The organism is Dactylosporangium sp. NBC_01737, from assembly GCF_035963215.1.
Taxonomy (GTDB): Bacteria; Actinomycetota; Actinomycetes; order Mycobacteriales; family Micromonosporaceae; genus Dactylosporangium.
In genome coordinates, this window is the sequence record NZ_CP109153.1 from 3,839,667 (window position 1) to 3,858,947 (window position 19,281).

Here is a 19,281-nt window from a genome sequence, read left to right on the forward strand (position 1 = left end):
GACGTGAGCCCCGCCTGAGCATGGCCACAAGCGGTGACGCCGGCATCAAACCCCGAGGACGCCGGACTGCTCGAGCAGCCACAACGCCGCAATCGCCATGACAAACCACACCAGTAGCCGCCACCCGGCGGCGTTCAATATCCCCGCTTGCCAGGCTGCGATCGCTCCTGCGTCGGGCCTTGGGGGTTCGTTTTGGGGCTGGTGCGGGTCTACCACGGCGCACCTCCCGTGATCGAAAATGCAACCCCGGCTACATACATTCTACGAGGTCGGCCGCGCTGAAGCTCCTCGCGGAGGTGGTTGAGCACTGCCCCACCGCGGCCGTCAACGGTCCATCGCACCTACAAGATCAAGCATCCGGGGCAAGTACGGCATCCAGAGCACTTGGTTCGTGTGTCATCGGGCCTCACCCCGCCCACCTGACCTGCGAAGACGCAGTGGCAGCGGGTCACCGACTACAACATGAGCCAGGTCCGCATGGTGATGACTCTGACCCACCGACCTGGGTCGACCCTGCTCGCTTGCCCTCCGGGGCGCTCGCCTTCGGCGGTGGATTCCTCGCGCACGGCTTCGCCGTGCTCCCGGTGGGGGAGCTTCGTTCCACCCGCGCCCCCGCAGACCGTCCTCGGCCCGGCGCGGTCCTTCGACAGTTCTGCGGTGCGCGGACCGCAGAACTGTCGAAGGCGCGGAGCGAAGACCGGGACGGCGCCGTCGCGTCTTGTGGGCTAGTTGCGGTAGCGGAAGAGGATTCGGCCTCTCGTCAGGTCGTACTGGCTGAGTTCGACCAGCACGCGGTCGAAGGGCAGGATCTTGATGTAGTTCTTGCGGATCTTGCCGCTGATGTGGGCCAGGACGATGTGGCCGTTGGGGAGCTCGACGCGGAACTTGGCGTCGCGCAGGCACTCCAGGACGGTGCCTTCGAGCTGGATGCCGTCGGTGGCCTTGGGCATCAGCGGATCACCAGCTCGAGGTTGCTGCCGGTGCGGTGGGCGCCGGCGGTCTCGAAGAGGGCGATGGCCGCGGTGTTGGCCTCGTGGACGTCCGCGGAGACCGTGCCGACGCCGCGGGCCCGGGTGGCCGCCAGGATCTCCGCGAGCAGGGCGCGGGCGATGCCGCGGCGGCGGTGGTCGGACCGGACCGCGATGAGGCCGATCCTCGTGTGCCTCGGCAGCAGGGCCAGCCGGGCCAGGCCGACGTAGGTGCCGAGCGAGGCGGCGACCGCGTACGGGGCGGGGTCGAGCGGGCGGGACAGTACCGCAGCCGGCAACTGGTCCCAGCCGATCGTGGCCTCGATCTCGGCGCGGATCGTGTGGTCCAGGTCGCGCAGCGGGTCCAGGTCGGCGGTGCCGATGGGTAGGAGTGTCAGACCCGGCGGTGGTGGCGCACCGTGGCCGCCGCTCGGCATGACGTACTCCCACTCGCGCCGGCGGGTGGTCAGGCCGGCCTGCACCCACCGGGTTCGCAGGTCCAGGTCGGCCTCGTCCACGACGGTGTACAGCGGCCGCGGCAGGGCGGCCAGCATGGCCCCGGCGAGGCGGGCGAAGACGTCGTCGTGCCAGGCGTCGACGCTCAGGAACAGGCGGCCGTCCGGGCGGGGCGAGGCGTCGCCGCGGCCGACCACGAGGTCGTCGTCGAGGGCATGCCACTGCCGCTCGGCGACGCGTGTGATGACGAGTGTGTTCATCGGTGTCACCTTTCGGGAGATCCCAAGGGGACGCTCCCGGGCGGCACCTACCGCAGTCGCCCGACCGTGACGGGAATGGGGAGCACCCACATCGCTACCAGGTTCACGGTGCTCACCTCCTCAGTCCGGACCACGGTCGCCGGGACGGTACCGCCGCCGCCCGCCGCCCGTCCAGCGATTAAACGATCTCAGGCGGGCGTGGATCGTGGCCACGAAGGACACGATCCACGCCCGGAGGTCCGTGCGGCGGCCGGGCCGGAAGGTCAGCGGCGCAGGGTCAGCAGGCCCGGGCGCCACGGCAGCTGGTCGTAGGCGCCGCCCGCGCTGGGGTCCTTGCCCTGGTACAGCAGCTGCAGGTTGCACGGGTCGACGGTCATGGTCTGGTCGGGGTTGGTCCGGACCAGGTCGCCGTGGCTGATGTCGTTGGTCCAGGTGGCGCCGCTGTTGGCCTTGCCGGCGAAGGGGTTGCTCTCACTGGCGGCGTTCGGCGTCCACGAGCCGCTCAGGCTGGAGGACGTGAACGAGCGGAAGTAGCGTCCCTGGCTGCCCATCGCCTCGACGATCATGAGGTACTGGTTCTGGCCCTGCACCTTGTACACCTGGACCGCCTCGAACAGGTTGGCGGTCGAGTCGCTCATGATCGTGGTGTAGTTCGAGCCGAAGCTGCCCGGGAAGTTCCCGATCGGCATGCTGGCGCGGTAGATCTTGCCGTTGTCGCCGGCGAAGAACAGGTACATGTTCTGGCCGTCGGCGATCAGTGTCTGGTCGATCGGGCCGGTGCCGGAGCCGGAGATGCTGCCGGTGAACAGCGGCTGCGGCGAGGACCATCCGTTGGGGTTGGTCGGGTCGCTGGAGGTCCGGTAGATGAACGGCCAGGCGCCCCACTGGTACGCCAGCACCCAGATGTTCTTCGGGGCGAAGTAGAACAGGGTCGGCGCCACGGCGGCCTGGCTCATCCCGTTCTGGCTTGCCGAGGCCATGCCGGACCAGTCGCTGAAGAGGCTGAAGTTCATGGAGCCGTACGTGGAGCCCGACACGTTGGACGCGTACACCAGGTGCTTGCCGTTGTGCACGACGGTGGTGAAGTCCTTCAGCGACACCCAGCCCGACTTCGGGTTGGCCAGCGAGCCCGTCGACGTCCAGCGGTATGTGGAGGGAAGCGTGCACGCCGGGTTGGAGCTGGTGGAGGCGCTGGGGCTGCTCGGCGGGCTGCTCGGCGGGCTCGACGTGTTGCCGACCGGGCCGTTGCAGCTGGTGCCGTTGAGCGCGAAGTTGGTGGGCACCGGGTTCGAGCCGTTCCAGGAGCCGTTGAACCCGAAGGACGCGGTGCCGTTGCTCGGGATGCTGCCGTTGTAGCCGGCGTTGGTGACGGTGACCTGGGCGCCGGACTGCGTGTAGGAGCCGCTCCACAGCTGGGTGACGGTCTGCCCCGAGCCGAACGACCAGGTGAGGTTCCAGCCGTTGACGGGGTCGCCGTAGTTGGTGACGGTCACGTTGGCGTTGAAGCCGCCGGGCCACGAGCTGGCGATGGCGTAGTCGACGCGGCAGCCGCTCGCCGCCTGCGCGGTGGTCGTGTTCAGCACCGCGACGGCCCCGGCCATGGTGAGGCCGGCCGCCGTGGCGGCCAACACCCGGTACCGGGTGTGAGGAGATTGCATCGGATCCTCCGTGGGGACAGGCGTCGGGATACGCGTCTCGTGACGTTCCCGCCCGTCGAGCGGGCGGAAGAGGCCAACTGTGATCGATCACATTCGACGCGTCAATGAGCCCCGTTCTGATGGTCCTTCACTGCGGAATGACCCGGCACCGAAATGTGGCGCTCCTGGCTCGGAAAATGCCGTGCGGGCCGTGCCGGAATCCCCGCGGTAACGCCGTGATCGATCCCTGTCCGGTGCTGAAAGTTTCCGCATACAGTTTCGAAGTGCCCTGTCCGGGCTTCAGATAATCCAGGTACATCGATTTGCATGGAAGAATTGTTATGACGCACATGGCTGTGAGGTCGGCGCGCATGCGCATTTGGTCCGGACTATTTCGAAACAGATCCTCCGCCGTTTCGGTTGAGTGTTTCTGCCCGCCTTTGGCAGCATCGCAGGACGTGGATGTGAGCGGTCTCCACGGTAAAAGTGGCAACGGGGAATGAAGGAGGTGCCGTCGTGAGTCCGAGCAGGTCTCGGACGGTGCCAGGTCGGCCGGCGGGGCCGGGACGGTGCTGCTGCTGTCCGGGCCGGAGAGCGTGAGGTCGTCGGCGCTGAACGCCGCCTGGGCGTACCAGCCGTGCACGTACACGCGGACGCTCGTCGTCGCCGGGCCGGTGCTGAAGGCCACCGACAGCCGGGTCCATTGACCGCTCGGCGGCGACCAGGTCCCGCCGTGCTCGGTGCCGAGGAAGGCGTACCCGCCGCGGACCCAGCCGGACAGCGTGTAGGAGGAACCGGGCCGCACCGGCACCACCTGCGCGCATTCGGCGGTCGACGCCGGCGTCGGGGTGCCGGTCAGCGAGTACTGGCCGGAGTGCCCGCCCCACGTGGTGGTCGCGTCCGCGGCGCAGGTCCATCTGGCGAGCGGCCGGCCGTAGACCGCCGACTCGAACCCTGGGTTCGCCAGCAGATTGATTTCCGGCGGTGGCGGCGGTACGGCCGCGGCGGCCCCCGATGGTGCGGCGCTCGCGCCGACGAGGGCAGCCACGACGGCGAGAGTGGTCAGCCGGCGCACGCCGTGCTCCTTCCTGCGAACCGGATCGGCCTGGAGTCGACCGCGGTTCTGTAAGGAAAGCTTTCTAAACCACGCATGTCAATGCATGGCTATGCCGCGGAGCAGGTCGCCGGCAGGACCTCCGGGGTACCGGCGAGCGCGGCGGCGACCACGGGCAGTGCGGCGAGCCGGCCGACCAGGTAGCTGACCCTGCGCGGGTCGCCGGTGCCGTCCGACGACTCGACGCCGGGAACCGCGTAGGCGGGCAGTGCAGCTGCCATCGGTACCTGTCCTCACCGCGTGGGCGTGATTTCGACCAGGGTGCCGTCGGCCGTGTACCGGAACGTGCGGGGACGGCCCATCTTCGCGAGGGCCTCCCGGTAGGTCGCCTCGCGCCGCGCCTGCTCGGCGCCGGTGGGGTCGGTCACCCGGAAGCCGAGCAGCCCGATCTCGCGGGCCGGCACGTCATCATCGAGGTGCCGGCCTTCGAGGATGAAGCCGTACAGGTGGCGCAGCGCGTCCTCGCCCAGGTCGAGCGGATGGAACGGCAGCGGGTAGGGGCCCTCGACCGGCCAGCCGGGGACGTGCTCGACGGGGTGCTCGCCGGCCCAGTACGTCGCCTCGAACGGCAACGGCTCGCCGATGTTCTCGACGATGCCGCCGTCGGGGGAGAGGCTGAGCGAGCGCGTCAGGACCCCGCCGGCCCACGTGGCGTACGTGAGGTAATCGGAGACGGAATGCATCGCGTGCAGCGCGCCGTGGCGGCCGTCACCGAGGCGCAGCAGGTGCCCGGGCAGCTCGGACGGCTGCAGGTGCATGAGCCGCTGATCGCAGGCGATGTCCAGCCCGGGGACGCTCAACGCGTACATGATGTCGTCCGGCGGGTAGGTCGCCTCGTCGAGCGGGCAGCCGTCGATCGGCTCGACGCGATAGCCGGGAAGGATCCGCTCGACCAGGGCCCGGGTGAGACCGGCGTCCGCGACCGGCCGGCGCCGCAGCCGCCCTACCAGGTCGCCGTCCCAGAACGCCAGGATGCCCGTCTTCGCGCCCACGCCTTGCCTCCCCGCAGCACCAGCCGTCAGCGCACCCTATCGGGGACCGGCACGTCAGGCGACGACCATGAACAGGTGGTGCGTGCGGCAGAAGTCGAGGTGGCCGAGGAGTTCCACGACCGTCTCGCGGTCGCCGTCGTAGTCGCCGCTGTCGATCTCGTCGAGCACGTGGTGCATGCCGGTGATGACGGGCTCGACCGGGGTGTAGAACCAGCGGTCCAGCGGCGAGCCGTCCGCCTCCACGTTGCCGGCCCGGTCGGTGGTGCAGTTGGGGATGAACAGGTCGTGGTCCATGGCGGCCGGCCACTCGTCCCTGGTGTCGCCGAAGGAGGGGCCGGCCTCCAGGATCGGCGCGGCCTCGTCGTCCGGCAGCCACCGCCACGCGACGTGCCCGTCGTCGTTGGTGAACTCCGCGACCCGGTCGCCGACGAAGTCCCGGAAGCGGCGGCTCAGGCCGATCGCGGCGATCTCCAGCAGCCAGGCGATGACCGCCTCGCCGGTGGGGTCGCCCTCGACCATGTCGGCCTCCGCGACCATGTGCACGATGCCCGCCCCGTACGAGGTGCCCATCCGACTTCACGCTCCGCAACAAGGGGCCGTCGCTAGATCTTCGGCCAGCCGTCCGGGGAATCCTCCCAGTCCTCCTGGCGGCCGTACACGGTGAGGTCCCGGATGTTGGTGACGAAGTTCAACCGGTCGACGCCGCGGGAGGTCGTCGAGTAGGTCTTGTAGACGGCGTCGCCGTCGCGGAGGAACGCCGTCAGGACGAACCCGCCGCCGGCGCCGCAGTCCGCGGCGAACGTGGTGCCCCGCGACGACACGAACGGCAAGGTCCACCCGCGCTGCGCCTTGTAGGCCTCGATCTGCGCCAGCGGCATGTCCGACACCGTCACCCAGGTGACCCCGCGTTCGGCGAGGACCTCGGGCGCCCTGGCCGGGACGTTGTCGGTGAGGTACGTGCAGCCGGGGCAGTAGTGGTCGGGCCCGTTGTCCATGAACTGATAGGTGACCAGCTGGGGGCGCCCGTCGAACAGGTCGGGCAGGCTCCGCTCGCCGTGCGGGGTGTCGAAGGTGTACGAGCCGTCGAAGCGCACCATCGGCAGCCGCCGGCGGCGCGCGGCCAGGGCGTCCTGCGTCCGGGTGGCCTCCTTCTCGGCCCGCAGCAGCTCGTCGCGGGCCGCCTGCCATTGCTGCGCTGAGACGATCGTCGGATGCTCCATCCGCCGATCCTGCCTCACAGGCCGACGGGGCGTCCGGCGATCGTGAGATACGTGTAGCCGAGCCGGCTCAGTCGCTGCGGGTCGAGCACGTTGCGGCCGTCGAGGACGACCGGGGTGCGCATCAGGCCGACGTACTTGCCCCAGTCGAGCTCCAGGTATTGCGGCCACTCGGTGACGAGCACGACGGCGTCGCTGTCGTCGAAGACCTCGTCGACGCCGGCGCACAGGCTCGCCGCGAGCTCCGGCTCCTCGACCCGGAAGCGTTCGGCGGCGATCGGGTCGTGCAGCTTGACCCGGGCGCCACGGGCGATCATCAGCCGGGCGATGTCGATCGCGGGTGAGTCGCGCAGGTCGTCGGTGTTGGGCTTGAACGCCAGGCCCAGCAGGCCGATCTTGCGTCCCTTGAGGATGCGCAGCTCGTCGAGGAGCTTGTTGACGGCCTCCTCGCGCTGGCGCTGGTTGACCACGCGGGCGGCGGACACGATCGGCATGTCGTAGCTGTACTCGGCGGCGGTCGCGATCAGCGCCGCGGTGTCCTTGCCGAAGCAGGACCCGCCCCAGCCGACCCCGGGCTGCAGGAACCGTGAACCGATCCGCGCGTCCAGCCCGGTGCCCCGGGCGACCTGGTTGATGTCGGCGCCGACCTTGTTGGCGAGCTTGCCGATCTCGTTGATGTAGCTGATCTTCAGGGCCAGGAACGCGTTGGCCGCATACTTGATCAGCTCGGCCGACGCGAGGTCCGTCGACACCAGCGGCACCGCGCCGACCTCCTCGGGCCGCGGCAGGAACGTCGGCGCCGTGAACGACTGGTTGAGCACCGCCCGGTAGAGCCGGTTGAGCACGTCGAGGCTGCGCGGGTTGTCCGAGCCGATGACGATCCGGTCCGGATACAGCGTGTCGTGGATCGCCGAACCCTCGCGCAGGAACTCCGGGTTGGACGCGACCGCGAACTCGCCCGCGGCCCGCCGCGAGTGGAACTGCTCGAACGACTCCCGCAGGATCGACTCGACCCAGTTGCCGCTGCCGATCGGCACCGTCGACTTGTTGACCACGACGGTGAACTCGCCGTCGATCGTCGTGCCGATGCGCTCCGCGGCCATGCGCAGATACCGCAGGTCGGGCTGCCCGTCCGGCAGCGACGGCGTCTGCACGGCGACGAACACGACCTCGGCGCCGGGGACGCCCTCGGCGTAGTCGGTCGTAAAGGTCAGGTTGTGCGCCGCCTCGTGCATGAGCTCGTCCAGGAACGGCTCGTAGATCGGCGAACGCCCCCCGCGCAGCAGGTCGACCTTCTCCTGGTTGAGGTCGACACACGTGACCTCGTGACCGAGATAGGCCAGGCAGATGCCGGTGGTGAGGCCGACGTAACCCGTTCCCACGACGCATACCTTCACCGGGCGATGATACACAGCCGTGACCTGCGGCCGTCCCGACCGATGCGGGCGAACCAGGGCAGACCCGGCACGGCGGGCAGTCCGCTTCCGGACCGTGCCGCCCGTCGTGCCGGTGCCCCTGCCCGCTACGCCCGCGGCTGGAAGATCCCGAAGTGGTTGCCCTCAGGGTCGGTGATGTTCGCGAAGACGAGCCCGTCTTCGCTCGTGGTCGGCGGCACCAGCACCTTGCCGCCGGCCGCCTCCGCCCGCCCGCACACCCCCGGCACGTCCTCGACGACGACGCAGAACACCGCGTGCGCCGGCTGCCCCACCGCAAGCCCGCCCTTGATCGACTGCTCGTCGGGTGTCGTGATCATCTGGTACGCCTCGTCCTCGGCGAACGTCCAGCCGAACAGGTCTCCGTAGAACCGGTGCGCGGCCTGCGCGTCGCTGACGCCGATCTGGAACCAGCCGATGCCGTTCATCCCGTTGCGCTCCTTGTGGTTGGGTCCGGTTGACTGGAGCCCACCCTGCGCCGCTTCCGCGACACCGTCCTGTCGGTGTTTCCCGCCGATGCGCCGGTCGTCTTCCGGTTGGACTCGGGGGGCCGGCACCGGTGCGGCGATCTCCGCGTCCGCTCGTGATCGAAGGATGGCCGTGGCCGTCCGGGCAGCCATCCCGGTCCTTCGATCATGAGCGGGGCCGGCGCGGTGCGGACGTTCGGGCGATTTGGGCTTTTTTGAACCAGCGACAGTGTGGGCACCACCGAATGACGACCTCGACGGCGCTGGACGCTTCTATGGAGATGGTGATCGTGCCCGGGGTTCGTGATCCGTCAGGTTCGATGCCGGTCGTGTGGGTGTGACTCACACATGATGCAACCGCGGTGACGTGTGTCCTTCGTTCTGGACCTGTCCATCCGCGCGGCCGGCGTCGACCCGGTGTGCCATGCCGGCCTGCCCCGGCCTGCTCGGCCTGCCCCGGCCTGCTCGGCCTGCCCCGGCCTGCTCGGCCTGCCCCGGCCTGCTCGGCCTGCCCCGGCCTGCTCGGCCTGCCCCGGCCTGCTCGGCCTGCCCCGGCCTGCTCGGCCTGCCCGGCCTCGGACCGGTCACCGCCGCGACGCTGCTCACGCCTGGTCCCACCACGGCCGCGTCCACAGCGAAGCCGCGTTCGCCGCCCTCGCCGGCACCAGCCCACCGCCCGCCAGTTCCGGACGTGTCACCCGGCACCGGCGCAACCGCGGCGGCGACCGCGCCCTCAACGCCGCCCTGCACACCATCATCACCGCCCGCCGCCGCATGAACCACACCGCCACCAGCGGCTACAACCGCGGGGAGCATCAGGCAGCGATGGCAACCCGGGTCACCAGATGACCGGGAATGTCGATGGCGCGGTCCGGCAGTGGCCGGCGAGCGGCCACCTCCAGCGTGGCGGCCACCTCGTGGATGCGGTCGACGCGAAACGAGCGCATCCCGTCCCGCAGCCGGCACCATGCCAGCAGATACCAGCCGGACGGCCCGCCCAGGTAGCCGACGGGCTCGATGTGGCGGCGGGTGGTGGCGCCGGTGCGGTCGGCATAGGCGATGTCCAGGACGCGGCCGGTCGTGAACGCCTCCACCACGACGGGGGAGACCGGGGCGGGGCCGGGGTCGGCGCCGTGGACCAGGTGGATCCGGCCGGCGAGGTCCTCGGCGCGGTGGACGTCGGCGGCGGGCATGACGGCCAGGAGCTTGTGCAGGGCCGTGCGGGCGGCGTCGTGGAACGGGGTGCCGTCGAGGCGGTGCAGGGCGACGGCGATCGCGACCGCCTCGGCCGGGGTGATGTTGAGCGGGGGCAGGGTCCTGGAACGGTCCAGTGCATAGCCGCCGGTGCGGCCGAGCGAGACCCAGATCGGCACGCCGGACTCCTGCAGGGCGCCGATGTCGCGCTCGATGGTGCGGGTCGAGACCTCGAAGCGGGCGGCGAGCCAGCGGGCGCTGCGGGGGCGGGGCGACACCGCACGCAGCTCCTCGACCAGCGCATACAACCGATCCGTCCGATTCACGCGGCCAGACTAGCCCCGAGGTACGACAGAAAATGGTCGAGCCAGGTCTACCACCGGGGCTCCAGGCCGCACCCGTTCACCGGCGGCGCCGCGGCCGTATGGTCGGTGCGTGACGGGTGTGTGGCAGGCGATGGCGGCGCGGCCGCACCGGTTCCTGCTGTCGCGCTGGCCGGTGCTGTGCGTGGCGTACCTGTTGAGCAGCGTCGTCGTCGGGGTGGCGCTGGTGATGGCGCTGGTGATGGCGATCCTGTTCCCGCCGGCGGTGGCGTTCCTGGGGCTGCCGGTCGGCGCGCTGGAGCGGCGGCGGCTGCGGATCCTCGACCGGGCGCCGGTGCCCAGCCCGCACCCGGTGCCGCCGCCGGGGCTCGCCGCCTGGTTCCGGGCGCGGCTCGGGGAGGGCGCGACGTGGCGGGAGCTGGGCTACGTGCTGACGCTGTCGTCGGTGCTGCTGCTCATCGACCTGATCAGCCTGGGCCTGCTCGTCGACGTCCTGATCGTGGCGGCGGCGCCGCTGTTCGTCGCGGCGGGGGTGCCGTTGCAGTTCGGCGGGTTCGTCATCGACGGCCGCGGTGAGGCGCTCGCCGCGACGGCGGTTGCCGTGCCGGCGACGCTGATCGGGGTGTACGCGGTGTGCGCCGTCGCCGGGACGCAGGCCGCGCTGGCCCGGTGGTGGCTCGCGCCGCGGGACGCGGAGCTCAACCGGAGAGTCGAGGAGCTGGCCCGGTCGCGGGGGCGGCTGCTCAACGCGTTCGAGGCGGAGCGCCGCAGGATCGAGCGGGACCTGCACGACGGCGCCCAGCAGCACCTCGTGCTGCTCGCGATGACGCTGGGGCTGGCCCGGCTGGAGCTGGACGTGGACGGGGACGGGGGACGCGACAAGAGCAGGATGCTGCTCGACGACGCGCAGCGGCAGGCGCGGCAGGCCCTGGCCGCGATCCGGGAGCTGATCCACGGCATCCACCCGCAGGTCCTCACCGACCTGGGGCTGCCGGCCGCCGTCGGTGAGCTCGCCGAGCGCTGCCAGGTGCCGGTCGTCATCGACCTGCCGTTGCCGCGGCGGCTGCCGGCGTCGGTGGAGACCACCGCGTACTTCGTCGTGTGCGAGGCGCTGACCAACGCGGTCCGGCACGCCCGCGCATCGAGGGTCACGGTGAGCGGGCGGCTGACGCAGCGGCGGCTCACGCTGACGGTCACCGACGACGGCGACGGCGGCGCCGACCCGGCCGCCGGCACCGGGCTGCGCGGGCTCGCCGACCGGACCGCCGTCATGGACGGCACGTTCACCGTCACCAGCCCGGTGGGCGGACCGACGACCCTGCGGGTGGACCTGCCGTGCGGACTGACCTGACGTCGGCCGGTGTGAAGATCGTGCTCGCCGACGACGCCGTCCTGCTGCGGGAGGGCCTGGCGAGCCTTCTGGAGCGGTTCGGGCACACCGTCGCCGCCGCCGTCGGTGACGCCGAGGCGCTGCTCGCGGCCGCCGAGGAGCACCGGCCGGACCTCGTCATCACCGACGTGCGGATGCCGCCGACGCACACCGACGAGGGGCTGCGCGCGGCGCTGACCCTGCGCGCCGGCGACCCGCAGCCGGCGGTGCTGGTGCTGTCGCAGTACACCGCGACCGCCTACGCCGCGGAGCTGCTCGCGCCGGCCGGGCGGGCCGGGGTCGGCTACCTGCTCAAGGACCGGGTCGGTGACATCGCCGAGTTCGCCGACGCGGTCGCGCGGGTCGCGGCGGGGGAGACCGTCATCGACCCGGACGTGGTGCGGCAGCTGCTGACGCGGCAGCGCGCCGCGGATCCCCTCGCGCGGCTCACCCCCCGCGAGCGGGAGGTGCTGGGGCTGATGGCGCAGGGGCGCTCCAACGCGTGGATCGCCCGCACGCTGCTGGTCGGCGACGCCGCCGTCGCCAAGCACATCGGCAACATCTTCGCCAAGCTCGACCTGCCCGGCCCCGACGACGGCCACCGCCGCGTGCTGGCCGTCCTCACCTATCTGCGAGCCTAGCTGCGAGCCTGTCTGCGGGCCTGTCTGCGGGCCTGTCTGCGGGCCTGTCTGCGGGCCTGTCTGCGGGCCTATCCGTGAGCCCTGGCCGCGGGCCCAGCCGCGAGCGTCGGGGAGAGACCCGTGAGCGAGGCCGACAGCGCCCACAGCCGCGAGGCATCGGCCGGGGACGGGCGGAACGGCGTGACGGCGCAGTCGTTGCAGTGCCGCCCGGCGGCCGCGTCGTTCGTCGCCGCCCACACCTGCGTCGCCGCGCCCTGTGCCGGGGTCTTGAAGTACGGCGCGGCCTGTCCCGCCTCGTCGATCCAGCCGGCGGCGAGCATCTCGTCCCGGGTCAGGTGCCGCTGCAGTGGAGTGAGGATCGCGCCCGGGTGCGTCGAGCTTGCCCGTACACCGGCCGCCGCCTGACCCAACAGATCGAGGTGCGCTGCGAAGAGGGCGTTGGCGGCCTTCGACTGGCCGTAGGCCTGCCACTTGTCGTAGCCGGTGGTGAAGTGCGGGTCGTCCCAGCGGATCGGGGCGTCGGGCACGGCGTTGGAGGACACGACGACGACCCTGGCGTCCCGCCCGCGCAGCAGTGCCGGCCACAGGTGGTGCACGAGCGCGAAGTGCCCGAGGTGGTTGATGGCGAACTGCGCCTCCCAGCCCGGGCCGACGCGGGTGAGCGGGCACGCCATGACGCCGGCGTTGGCGATGAGGATGTCGACGGCGTCGAACCCGGCGGCGAAGTCACGCACCTGGTCGAGGTCGGCGAGATCGAGCCGGCGGACATCGATGCCGGCCACCGTCGAAGGGTTGCGGGTGGCGGCCACGACCGTGGCGCCGGCGCGGGCGAGCGCCGAGCAGGTCTCCAGGCCGATGCCCGACGTGCCGCCGGTGACGATCGCGGTCCGGCCGGTCAGGTCGACGCCGCGCAGGACGTCGTCGGCGGTGGGATGTGTCATACGGCGGACGCTATTTCCTAGACCGTGGTCTAGGTCAACGGCGCTATCCTCGCCGTCATGACCGAGCCCAGCAACGACCTCAGCATCGGCCAGGTCGCCGGGCGCACCGGCCTGAGCGTGCACACGCTGCGCCTGTACGAGCGGGAAGGGCTCTTCACCACCGAGGTCCGCCGCACCGCGACCGGCCGGCGCGTCTACGGCCAGGCCGACCTCGACTGGCTCGAGGTCTGCACGAAGTTCCGCGCCTCCGGCATGCCGCTGGAGTCGATCCGCCGCTTCGCGGCCCTCGTCAAAGCGGGCTCCGGCAACGAGAAGGAGCGCCTGGAGCTGCTGCGCGCCCATCAGTGCCGCATCGAGCGGCAGGTGGCCGAGCTCAACGACTGCCTCGCGCTGATCGCGGGGAAGGTCGCCACCTACGAGCAGCACGTCGACGCCGGCACCGCCGCCGACCTGTGGACGGGAATTGGGCCCCGGGCATGAGCATTCGGGCTCAGGTGCGAGCCACGCACGGCTTCTAGCGTGGAAGGTGGTCAATCCCCCTTCCCCGCCAGGAGGAGCATCATGTCCAGATTCAGGCGCGCGGCAGGCGTTCTCGCCGCCGTGCTCGCCGGTGTCACGGTCACCGCGGTCAACATGGCCGACGCGGCAACCCCACTGATCGTCCAAGCGGAGGCGTTCGCCGCGCAGTCCGGCGTCCAGGTCGAGACCACCGTCGACACCGGCGGCGGGCAGAACGCCGCATACCTCGCCAACGGCGACTGGATGCGCTTCGACGGCGTCGACCTCGGCGCCGCCGGGACGCTGACCGCCGCCGCGCGGGTCGCGTCCGCCACCGGCAACGGCACCGTCGAGCTGCGGACCGGGTCGCTGACCGGGCCGCTGCTCGCCAGTTTCCCGATCGCGGCGACCGGTGGCTGGCAGGCGTGGACGACGCTGTCCGCGGCCGGCACCCACGCGACCGCGGGGACGCAGGCGGTGTTCGCGGTGCTGCGCAGCCCGGGCGGCGGCGACTTCGTGAACATCAACTGGTTCTCGTTCACCGCCGGCGGCAGCGGTACCCCGTCCGCCACGCCGTCCGCCACCCCCTCGGGCACCGGCTGGGTCGACGTCGACCAGGCCAAGTGGAACGCGCAGCTCGCCGCGTTCAACGCGATGCCCATCGACCCGGCGCCCGCCAACGCCGTGCGGGTCCCGGAGTTCAACGCGTCGTGCACCTACAGCCACTCCCGCAAGGACGACCCGATCGTCTTCCCGGGGCTGCCCGGCGCGTCGCACATGCACAGCTTCATCGGCAACCGCAGCACCGACGCGAACAGCACCGCCGACACGCTCCTGGCCAACGCGGGCACCAGCTGCGCGCCGGCGCCGGACCTGTCCGCGTACTGGGTGCCGACGCTGTACGAGCACGGCGTGGCGGTCGAGCCGAAGGCCGTCGTCGTCTACTACGGCTCGCGGCTCACGGACTCCAGCAAGACGGTGCCGTTCCCGCAGGGGTTCCGGATGATCGCCGGCGACGCGAAGCTGCAGGCGCCCACGCCGGCCGGGTCGGTCAACCAGTTCTACTGCGCGGGACCCGGCGGCGAGGTCGGCCGCAGCGCCGACGGGAACTGGCCGCGGTGCGCCCCCGGTGCCTCGCTGCTGTTCCAGCTGGTGTTCCAGGACTGCTGGGACGGCGTGCACCTGGACAGCCCGACGCACAAGGGGCACGTCGCCTACACCTACGACGGGAAGTGCTCCGGCGCGTTCCCGGTGGCGATCCCGTCGGTGTCGTTCGTCATCGCGTACCCGACGCCCGGGTCCGTCGACGGGTTCACGCTGTCGTCGGGGATGGCGTCGTCGTTCCACGGTGACTCGTTCTTCGCCTGGGACAACGCGGCGCAGGGGCACCGGGTGAAGAACTGCATCGTCCAGAAGGCGAAGTGCAACACGGCCGGCACCTTCTGACGCCCCCGGCCCCCGCCGTCAGGCGCGTCAGCGCAGTTCGATGCGGTTGACGTCGGGGGCCGGTCCGGCGTCGTTGAAGAACCGGACCCAGCTCGTGCCCGCCGGCAGGTGCACGCGCAGCGACACGGTCGCGGGGATGAGCCAGTCGCCGGCGCCGCTGAGCGTCAGGGTGTGCGCCGGGCCGTCGTTCACGGCGACGCGCAACGTGCGGGTCTCCGCCGTCTCGTACGTGACGGTCAGGGTCCGCTCGCCGGCGGCCGGCACGTCGGGCACCCGGATCGCCAGGGTGTTCGGTCCGCCGATGTAGCCGACCCGGCTGCCGCCGTCGCAGGTGGGGCACTCGATGACGCGGGCGCCGTTGCGCAGGTTGGCCGCGCCGGCCGCGTGCAGGCTGATCACGGCGAAACCCGGCGGGCTCGACGGGGTGCGCCTCGCGGTGGGGGACGGCGGCGCCGAGGTGCGTGGCAGCGCCGAGGCCGGCGCCGTCGGGACCGGCACCGCGGTGGTGGTGCCGGACGGCGGGGGTGTCGGCGGGGTGTCGAGGCGGTCGCGGCCGGCGGGAGGCCGCGACCGTCCGGCAGGACCAGCGGCGGCACGAACGTCGCCGTGGCGCCGACCGCGACCGCGAGGGCCGCCCAGCCGAGCCGCCGCGGCCACTCCCGCCCACCGTCCACATCGGACGCCTGGGCCCCGGTGGTCACCGGCGGCCGGTCCACAGCAGGACGGCCTCCATGCGGCCGTGGACCCCCAGCTTGGCGAAGACGTGCTGCAGGTGGTTCTTCACCGTCTTCTCCGTCAGCAGCAGGCGGTGCGCGATCGCCGCGTTGGACAGGCCCTCCGCGAGCAGGTCGAGCACGTCCCGCTCGCGGCGGGTCAGCCGGAACCGCGCCAGGGTCTCCTCCTGCCGCTCGGCGAGGTCCTGCCGGGACGCGTGCGCGCGCACGGCCGCCGTGGCGACCGCCGCCGCGACCGGCGACAACCAGCCGTGCCCGGCGGCGACGGCCAGGACCGCCCGGCGCAGCTCGTCCGGGTCGAACGCGCCGTGCACGAGGTAGCCGCGGGCACCGCCGCGCAGCATCCGGCCGATGAGGTCGGGGCCGGCGTCGCTGGTGATGACCAGGACGTCGCTGAGCCGGCTCAGCTCGCTCAGCGCCGACAGCCCGTCCGCGACCGGCATCCGGTGGTCCAGCAGCGTCACCTGCGGGCGCAGGGCGCGAGCCTGGGCGACGGCCTCGCGACCGTCCGCGGCCTCGGCGACGACCCGCACGCCGTCGACGCCGTCGAGGTACCCCCGCAGCGCCGCCCGCACGATCGGGTTGTCGTCGACGACCAGCACGCCGATCGGGTCCCCGGTCATGCGTCCTCACTTCGTTCCGGGCGCGTGACCTTAGACTGCCCTGCTGGTGACCGGCCCGAGACGCTCCGCTGGCCGGTCACGCGGGCACCGTCACTTCGACGGTCGTGCCGCGGCCCGGCGCCGACGCGACGTGCAGGCTGCCGTCCACGGTCGCGGCCCGCTCGTACATGCCGATGAGCCCGAAGTGCTGAGCGGCGCGCAGAGACGCCAGGTCGGCGGGGATCCCGAAGCCGCGCCCGTCGTCGTGGATGCGCAGCAGCAGGTGCCGCCCGCCCCGTTGCAGGCTGACGGTCGTGCGGCCGGCCGCGGCGTGCCGGGCGACGTTGTGCAGCGCCTCCTGCAGGATCCGCGCCAGCTCGTACCGTACCGCGACCGGCGGGTCCACAGGGGTCGTGGCCAGGCGCACCGGGATCCCGTAGGACCGGGACCACTGCCGGCAGATCGCCTCCACCGTGTCGGCGAAGTCGCCGTCGAGGGTGTCCAGGCGCAGGCCGTCGACGAGCTCGCGGGCCTCCTGCGCGGCGGCCTCCGCACCGCGGGAGACGGTGCCGGCCAGCTGCTCGGCGAGGGCCGGGTGGCGGCGCAGCGACTGCGGCAGCGCGAGTGCGGCGAAGGACACCCCGCGCAGCGTCTTGGTGACCGAGTCGTGCAGCTCCCGGGCGAGGCGGGCGCGTTCGGACGCGGCGGCGGTCCGTTGTGCCGACGCGACCACGCGCACCGACAGCTCCACGTAGCGGCGCAGCGCCGCGGTCGCCACGGCCGCGCCGGCGGCGGCGAGGACGCAGGCGATCGGGAAGGTCAGCACGAAGCCGGCGAGCCTCGGGTCGGCGCCGGCGGGCAGGACGGCCGCGGCGACGGCGTAGCCGAGCGCGGTGTGCGCCGCGGCCGGCAGCAGCGCCCACATCCGGCGAGGACCCCGGCGAGCGCCGCCGCGCCGACCGCGCAGCAGTAGAAGGTGACCCCGCCGCCGTCGAGGGCGAGGACGGCGAGCACGGCGGCGGTGTCGGCGGCCAGGACCGGCACCGGGCGGCCGGCGACGTGCGGGTGCCGCGACAGCAGGGCGAGCCCGGCGGCGGTGGTCACGGCGACGACGGCCAGGGCGGCCAGCAGCGGGCGGGGGTCGGCGACCAGCCGCAGCCCGGCGGCGCCCGCGGTCAGCGTGGCGGCCGCCCGGCCGAGCAGCACCGCACGTCCGAGGGCGGCCGGCGCCACCACCCTGTCGACATGCTGCCTCACGGGCGGGACTCTACGCGGTTCGGAGCTGGTCACATAGACAGCAGTCGGCGCCCCGCCCATGATCGGACGGGGCGCCGACGGCCGGTTACGGCAGGACGTAGTTCTCGTTGAGCGCAGCGCCCCGGTCCGGCTTGTACTGGTCGTAGCCACGCGGGTTGCACTGCAGGCCACCGACGATGCAATGGGTGGTCAGCGCGGCCAGGGTCGGCACGTCCCACGCGTTGTACACGTCGTAGTGGAACGAGTAGCCACGGCCGCTGGAGAACTGCACGCCCGACATGTTGCCGCTGACCGGCCACGCCATCTTGAACTCGATCATCGGGATGGCGACCGGGTGCGACGACGGGCAGACCCCGACGACCGCGTAGGCCATGTGCGCCTTGTGGTCCGGCGAGTCCAGGTGGACGCCGTCCCAGCAGCCGGGGGCCTGGAACCGGACGTTGAGCTGGCTGCCCGGGGTGCAGTTCGCGGGGATGTCCCACTGCCGGGTCAGGTCACCGCACTCGAAGCCCTCGACCGCGCCGGGGTGGGTCCGGAACTGGTCGAGCGTCGAGGACGGGCTGCCCACGACGTACCGCAGGCCCGGCGGGAACGGCCGGACGCTGCGCCAGTCGAGCACGCCGCTCTTGTAGTAGATGACCTGGCGGTCGACCGGCTGCACGGCGACGCCGTTGTTGAGCAGGGTCGGCATCCAGTACGCGGACTTGTCGCCCGGCGTGATGCAGGCGGTGCCACCGGCCTGCAGCGACGACAGGGTCGTGTTCGCGTTGGTGGTGGTGTTGCCCATGAAGGTGTGCGAGTGCGAGGCGCCCGGCAGCCCGAAGAAGACGATCGGGTCGTCGGGGAGGTTGCTGCGGCTCACCGAGCAGTTCGCCTGGAACTCGTGGTGGGTCGTCGGCGGGTTCGTCGCCGGCGGGGTCGCCGTCGACGGGGTGACGCCGGTGACCGGGTTCGGTGCCATGACCCAGCCGGGGCCGGTGGTCGCCGGCGGGGTGCCGGTCGACTCGCCGTAGACCTTGAACTCCCACAGCGAGTAGCCGTAGCCGGTGCCGCGCTGCGTGCCGTACATCCGCACGTAGCGGCCGGAGCCGTTGACGTTGAGCGTCTGCGTGCCGCCGGTGCCGGTGGTGGTGCTGTAGATGCTCGTCCAGGCGTTGCCGTCCGGCGAGGTCTGGATCTGGAACGACTTGCCGTACGCGTTCTCCCACTGCAGGACGACCTGGGAGATGGTCGCGGTGGCGCCGAGGTCGACGCGCAGCCACTGCGGGTCGCTCCACTGGCTGCCCCAGCGGGTGCCGGGGTTGTTGTCGAACGCGCCGGCCGGCGGCGACTCGCCGAGCTCCTGCGAGGACGCGAGGGCCGGCTTGTTGAGCGAGAGCAGGGTGGGTGCGGCGGCGTCGGCGGCAGTGAGCTGGATCGCGCCGACAACCATCGATGCGACCACCGCGGTGGTGACCCCGATCGGGGCCAGGATTCTTCTGAGCCGTCTTGTACTCATGGAGCTCCCAGGGTGTGGGCGGGCGCCGTCGCCGGACCGTGGTGGTGCACGACGGCGTGAGGCGGTCACGCGCGTCGCCGGGCCGGCGAGGAACCAGTGGCGGGAAGCGCCCGTTGGAGAGCGCTCTCCCAAATGTTGCGCCCGCATGGCCGGTCCGTCAATACGTGGCGACGTCCTGCCGGTGCGTATCCGGATATATCAGGCGTACTTCAGGCGAACTTCAGACGGGAATGG

At 71.9% G+C, this 19,281-nt stretch carries 21 protein-coding genes and 1 pseudogene; 5 read left to right on the forward strand and 17 right to left on the reverse strand.

Features of this window, described 5'->3' with window-relative positions; translation table 11 throughout:
• Window positions 1-725 precede the first annotated feature (725 nt).
• From infA to OHA72_RS17390, 10 genes are all read right to left on the reverse strand, one after another.
• Window positions 726-950 (reverse strand): translation initiation factor IF-1, encoded by a 225-nt coding sequence (gene infA / locus OHA72_RS17345; RefSeq protein ID WP_203847703.1) that lies wholly within the window; start codon window positions 948-950, stop codon window positions 726-728.
• Entirely contained in the window at window positions 950-1,684 is a 735-nt protein-coding gene (locus OHA72_RS17350; RefSeq protein WP_327008854.1) for a GNAT family N-acetyltransferase, read from the reverse strand. The genes infA and OHA72_RS17350 overlap by 1 nt, the downstream gene beginning before the upstream one ends.
• Window positions 1,685-1,947: 263 nt before the next feature.
• Window positions 1,948-3,342 (reverse strand): non-reducing end alpha-L-arabinofuranosidase family hydrolase, encoded by a 1,395-nt coding sequence (locus OHA72_RS17355; RefSeq protein ID WP_442788598.1) that lies wholly within the window; start codon window positions 3,340-3,342, stop codon window positions 1,948-1,950.
• 127 nt (window positions 3,343-3,469) lie between these two features.
• Window positions 3,470-4,396, reverse strand: coding sequence for a carbohydrate binding domain-containing protein (locus OHA72_RS17360; protein WP_327008855.1), 927 nt, complete (start codon window positions 4,394-4,396; stop codon window positions 3,470-3,472).
• An 89-nt stretch (window positions 4,397-4,485) separates the two neighbouring features.
• Window positions 4,486-4,656, reverse strand: a complete 171-nt coding sequence (locus OHA72_RS17365) for a hypothetical protein (protein ID WP_327008856.1) — start codon at window positions 4,654-4,656, stop codon at window positions 4,486-4,488.
• A 12-nt stretch (window positions 4,657-4,668) separates the two neighbouring features.
• Complete coding sequence (locus OHA72_RS17370; RefSeq protein ID WP_327008857.1) at window positions 4,669-5,427, reverse strand: DUF6928 family protein; 759 nt, start codon at window positions 5,425-5,427, stop codon at window positions 4,669-4,671.
• Between the two features lie 54 nt (window positions 5,428-5,481).
• A complete protein-coding gene (locus OHA72_RS17375; RefSeq protein WP_327008858.1) occupies window positions 5,482-5,997 on the reverse strand; it encodes a hypothetical protein in 516 nt (171 codons plus the stop codon).
• A gap of 32 nt (window positions 5,998-6,029) precedes the next feature.
• Complete coding sequence (locus OHA72_RS17380) at window positions 6,030-6,647, reverse strand: DUF899 domain-containing protein (protein ID WP_327008859.1); 618 nt, start codon at window positions 6,645-6,647, stop codon at window positions 6,030-6,032.
• Window positions 6,648-6,661: 14 nt separating this feature from the next.
• The gene (locus tag OHA72_RS17385; RefSeq protein WP_327008860.1) at window positions 6,662-8,041 is read right to left on the reverse strand and encodes a UDP-glucose dehydrogenase family protein; all 1,380 of its coding nucleotides are present in this window, start codon (window positions 8,039-8,041) and stop codon (window positions 6,662-6,664) included.
• Between the two features lie 125 nt (window positions 8,042-8,166).
• On the reverse strand, window positions 8,167-8,505 hold the full coding sequence (locus OHA72_RS17390; protein WP_327008861.1) for a VOC family protein: 339 nt from the start codon (window positions 8,503-8,505) through the stop codon (window positions 8,167-8,169).
• Between the two features lie 595 nt (window positions 8,506-9,100).
• On the opposite strand from OHA72_RS17390, the pseudogene OHA72_RS17395 reads away from it, so the two are divergent.
• A pseudogene (locus tag OHA72_RS17395) lies at window positions 9,101-9,301 on the forward strand (transposase); the annotation flags it as partial.
• Between the two features lie 58 nt (window positions 9,302-9,359).
• Here OHA72_RS17395 and OHA72_RS17400 read toward each other — a convergent pair.
• Window positions 9,360-10,064, reverse strand: a complete 705-nt coding sequence (locus OHA72_RS17400) for a helix-turn-helix transcriptional regulator (RefSeq protein WP_327008862.1) — start codon at window positions 10,062-10,064, stop codon at window positions 9,360-9,362.
• Window positions 10,065-10,173: 109 nt separating this feature from the next.
• On the opposite strand from OHA72_RS17400, the gene OHA72_RS17405 reads away from it, so the two are divergent.
• Together OHA72_RS17405 and OHA72_RS17410 are read left to right on the forward strand one after the other, a co-directional pair.
• Entirely contained in the window at window positions 10,174-11,412 is a 1,239-nt protein-coding gene (locus OHA72_RS17405; RefSeq protein ID WP_327008863.1) for a sensor histidine kinase, read from the forward strand.
• A gap of 11 nt (window positions 11,413-11,423) precedes the next feature.
• Window positions 11,424-12,071: a response regulator gene (locus tag OHA72_RS17410; RefSeq protein ID WP_327011584.1), complete on the forward strand. Its 648-nt coding sequence runs from the start codon at window positions 11,424-11,426 to the stop codon at window positions 12,069-12,071.
• A gap of 68 nt (window positions 12,072-12,139) precedes the next feature.
• Here the strand turns inward: OHA72_RS17410 and OHA72_RS17415 are convergent, their stop codons facing one another.
• Window positions 12,140-13,012: an SDR family NAD(P)-dependent oxidoreductase gene (locus OHA72_RS17415; RefSeq protein ID WP_327008864.1), complete on the reverse strand. Its 873-nt coding sequence runs from the start codon at window positions 13,010-13,012 to the stop codon at window positions 12,140-12,142.
• 57 nt (window positions 13,013-13,069) lie between these two features.
• On the opposite strand from OHA72_RS17415, the gene OHA72_RS17420 reads away from it, so the two are divergent.
• The gene (locus OHA72_RS17420; protein ID WP_327008865.1) at window positions 13,070-13,492 is read left to right on the forward strand and encodes a MerR family transcriptional regulator; all 423 of its coding nucleotides are present in this window, start codon (window positions 13,070-13,072) and stop codon (window positions 13,490-13,492) included.
• A gap of 81 nt (window positions 13,493-13,573) precedes the next feature.
• Complete coding sequence (locus tag OHA72_RS17425) at window positions 13,574-14,956, forward strand: DUF1996 domain-containing protein (protein WP_327008866.1); 1,383 nt, start codon at window positions 13,574-13,576, stop codon at window positions 14,954-14,956.
• Window positions 14,957-14,983: 27 nt separating this feature from the next.
• On the opposite strand, the gene OHA72_RS17430 is transcribed toward OHA72_RS17425, so the two are convergent.
• The 5 genes from OHA72_RS17430 to OHA72_RS17450 all read right to left on the reverse strand — a co-directional run bounded on the left by OHA72_RS17430 (window position 14,984) and on the right by OHA72_RS17450 (window position 19,047).
• Window positions 14,984-15,454: a carbohydrate-binding protein gene (locus OHA72_RS17430; protein WP_327008867.1), complete on the reverse strand. Its 471-nt coding sequence runs from the start codon at window positions 15,452-15,454 to the stop codon at window positions 14,984-14,986.
• A 199-nt stretch (window positions 15,455-15,653) separates the two neighbouring features.
• Window positions 15,654-16,313: a LuxR C-terminal-related transcriptional regulator gene (locus OHA72_RS17435; protein ID WP_327008868.1), complete on the reverse strand. Its 660-nt coding sequence runs from the start codon at window positions 16,311-16,313 to the stop codon at window positions 15,654-15,656.
• A gap of 76 nt (window positions 16,314-16,389) precedes the next feature.
• Window positions 16,390-17,217 (reverse strand): sensor histidine kinase, encoded by an 828-nt coding sequence (locus tag OHA72_RS17440; protein ID WP_327008869.1) that lies wholly within the window; start codon window positions 17,215-17,217, stop codon window positions 16,390-16,392.
• Window positions 17,112-17,549, reverse strand: coding sequence for a hypothetical protein (locus OHA72_RS17445; protein ID WP_327008870.1), 438 nt, complete (start codon window positions 17,547-17,549; stop codon window positions 17,112-17,114). Before OHA72_RS17445 ends, OHA72_RS17440 begins: the two co-directional genes overlap by 106 nt.
• Before the next feature lie 85 nt (window positions 17,550-17,634).
• Window positions 17,635-19,047: a DUF1996 domain-containing protein gene (locus OHA72_RS17450; RefSeq protein ID WP_327008871.1), complete on the reverse strand. Its 1,413-nt coding sequence runs from the start codon at window positions 19,045-19,047 to the stop codon at window positions 17,635-17,637.
• Window positions 19,048-19,281 lie beyond the last annotated feature (234 nt).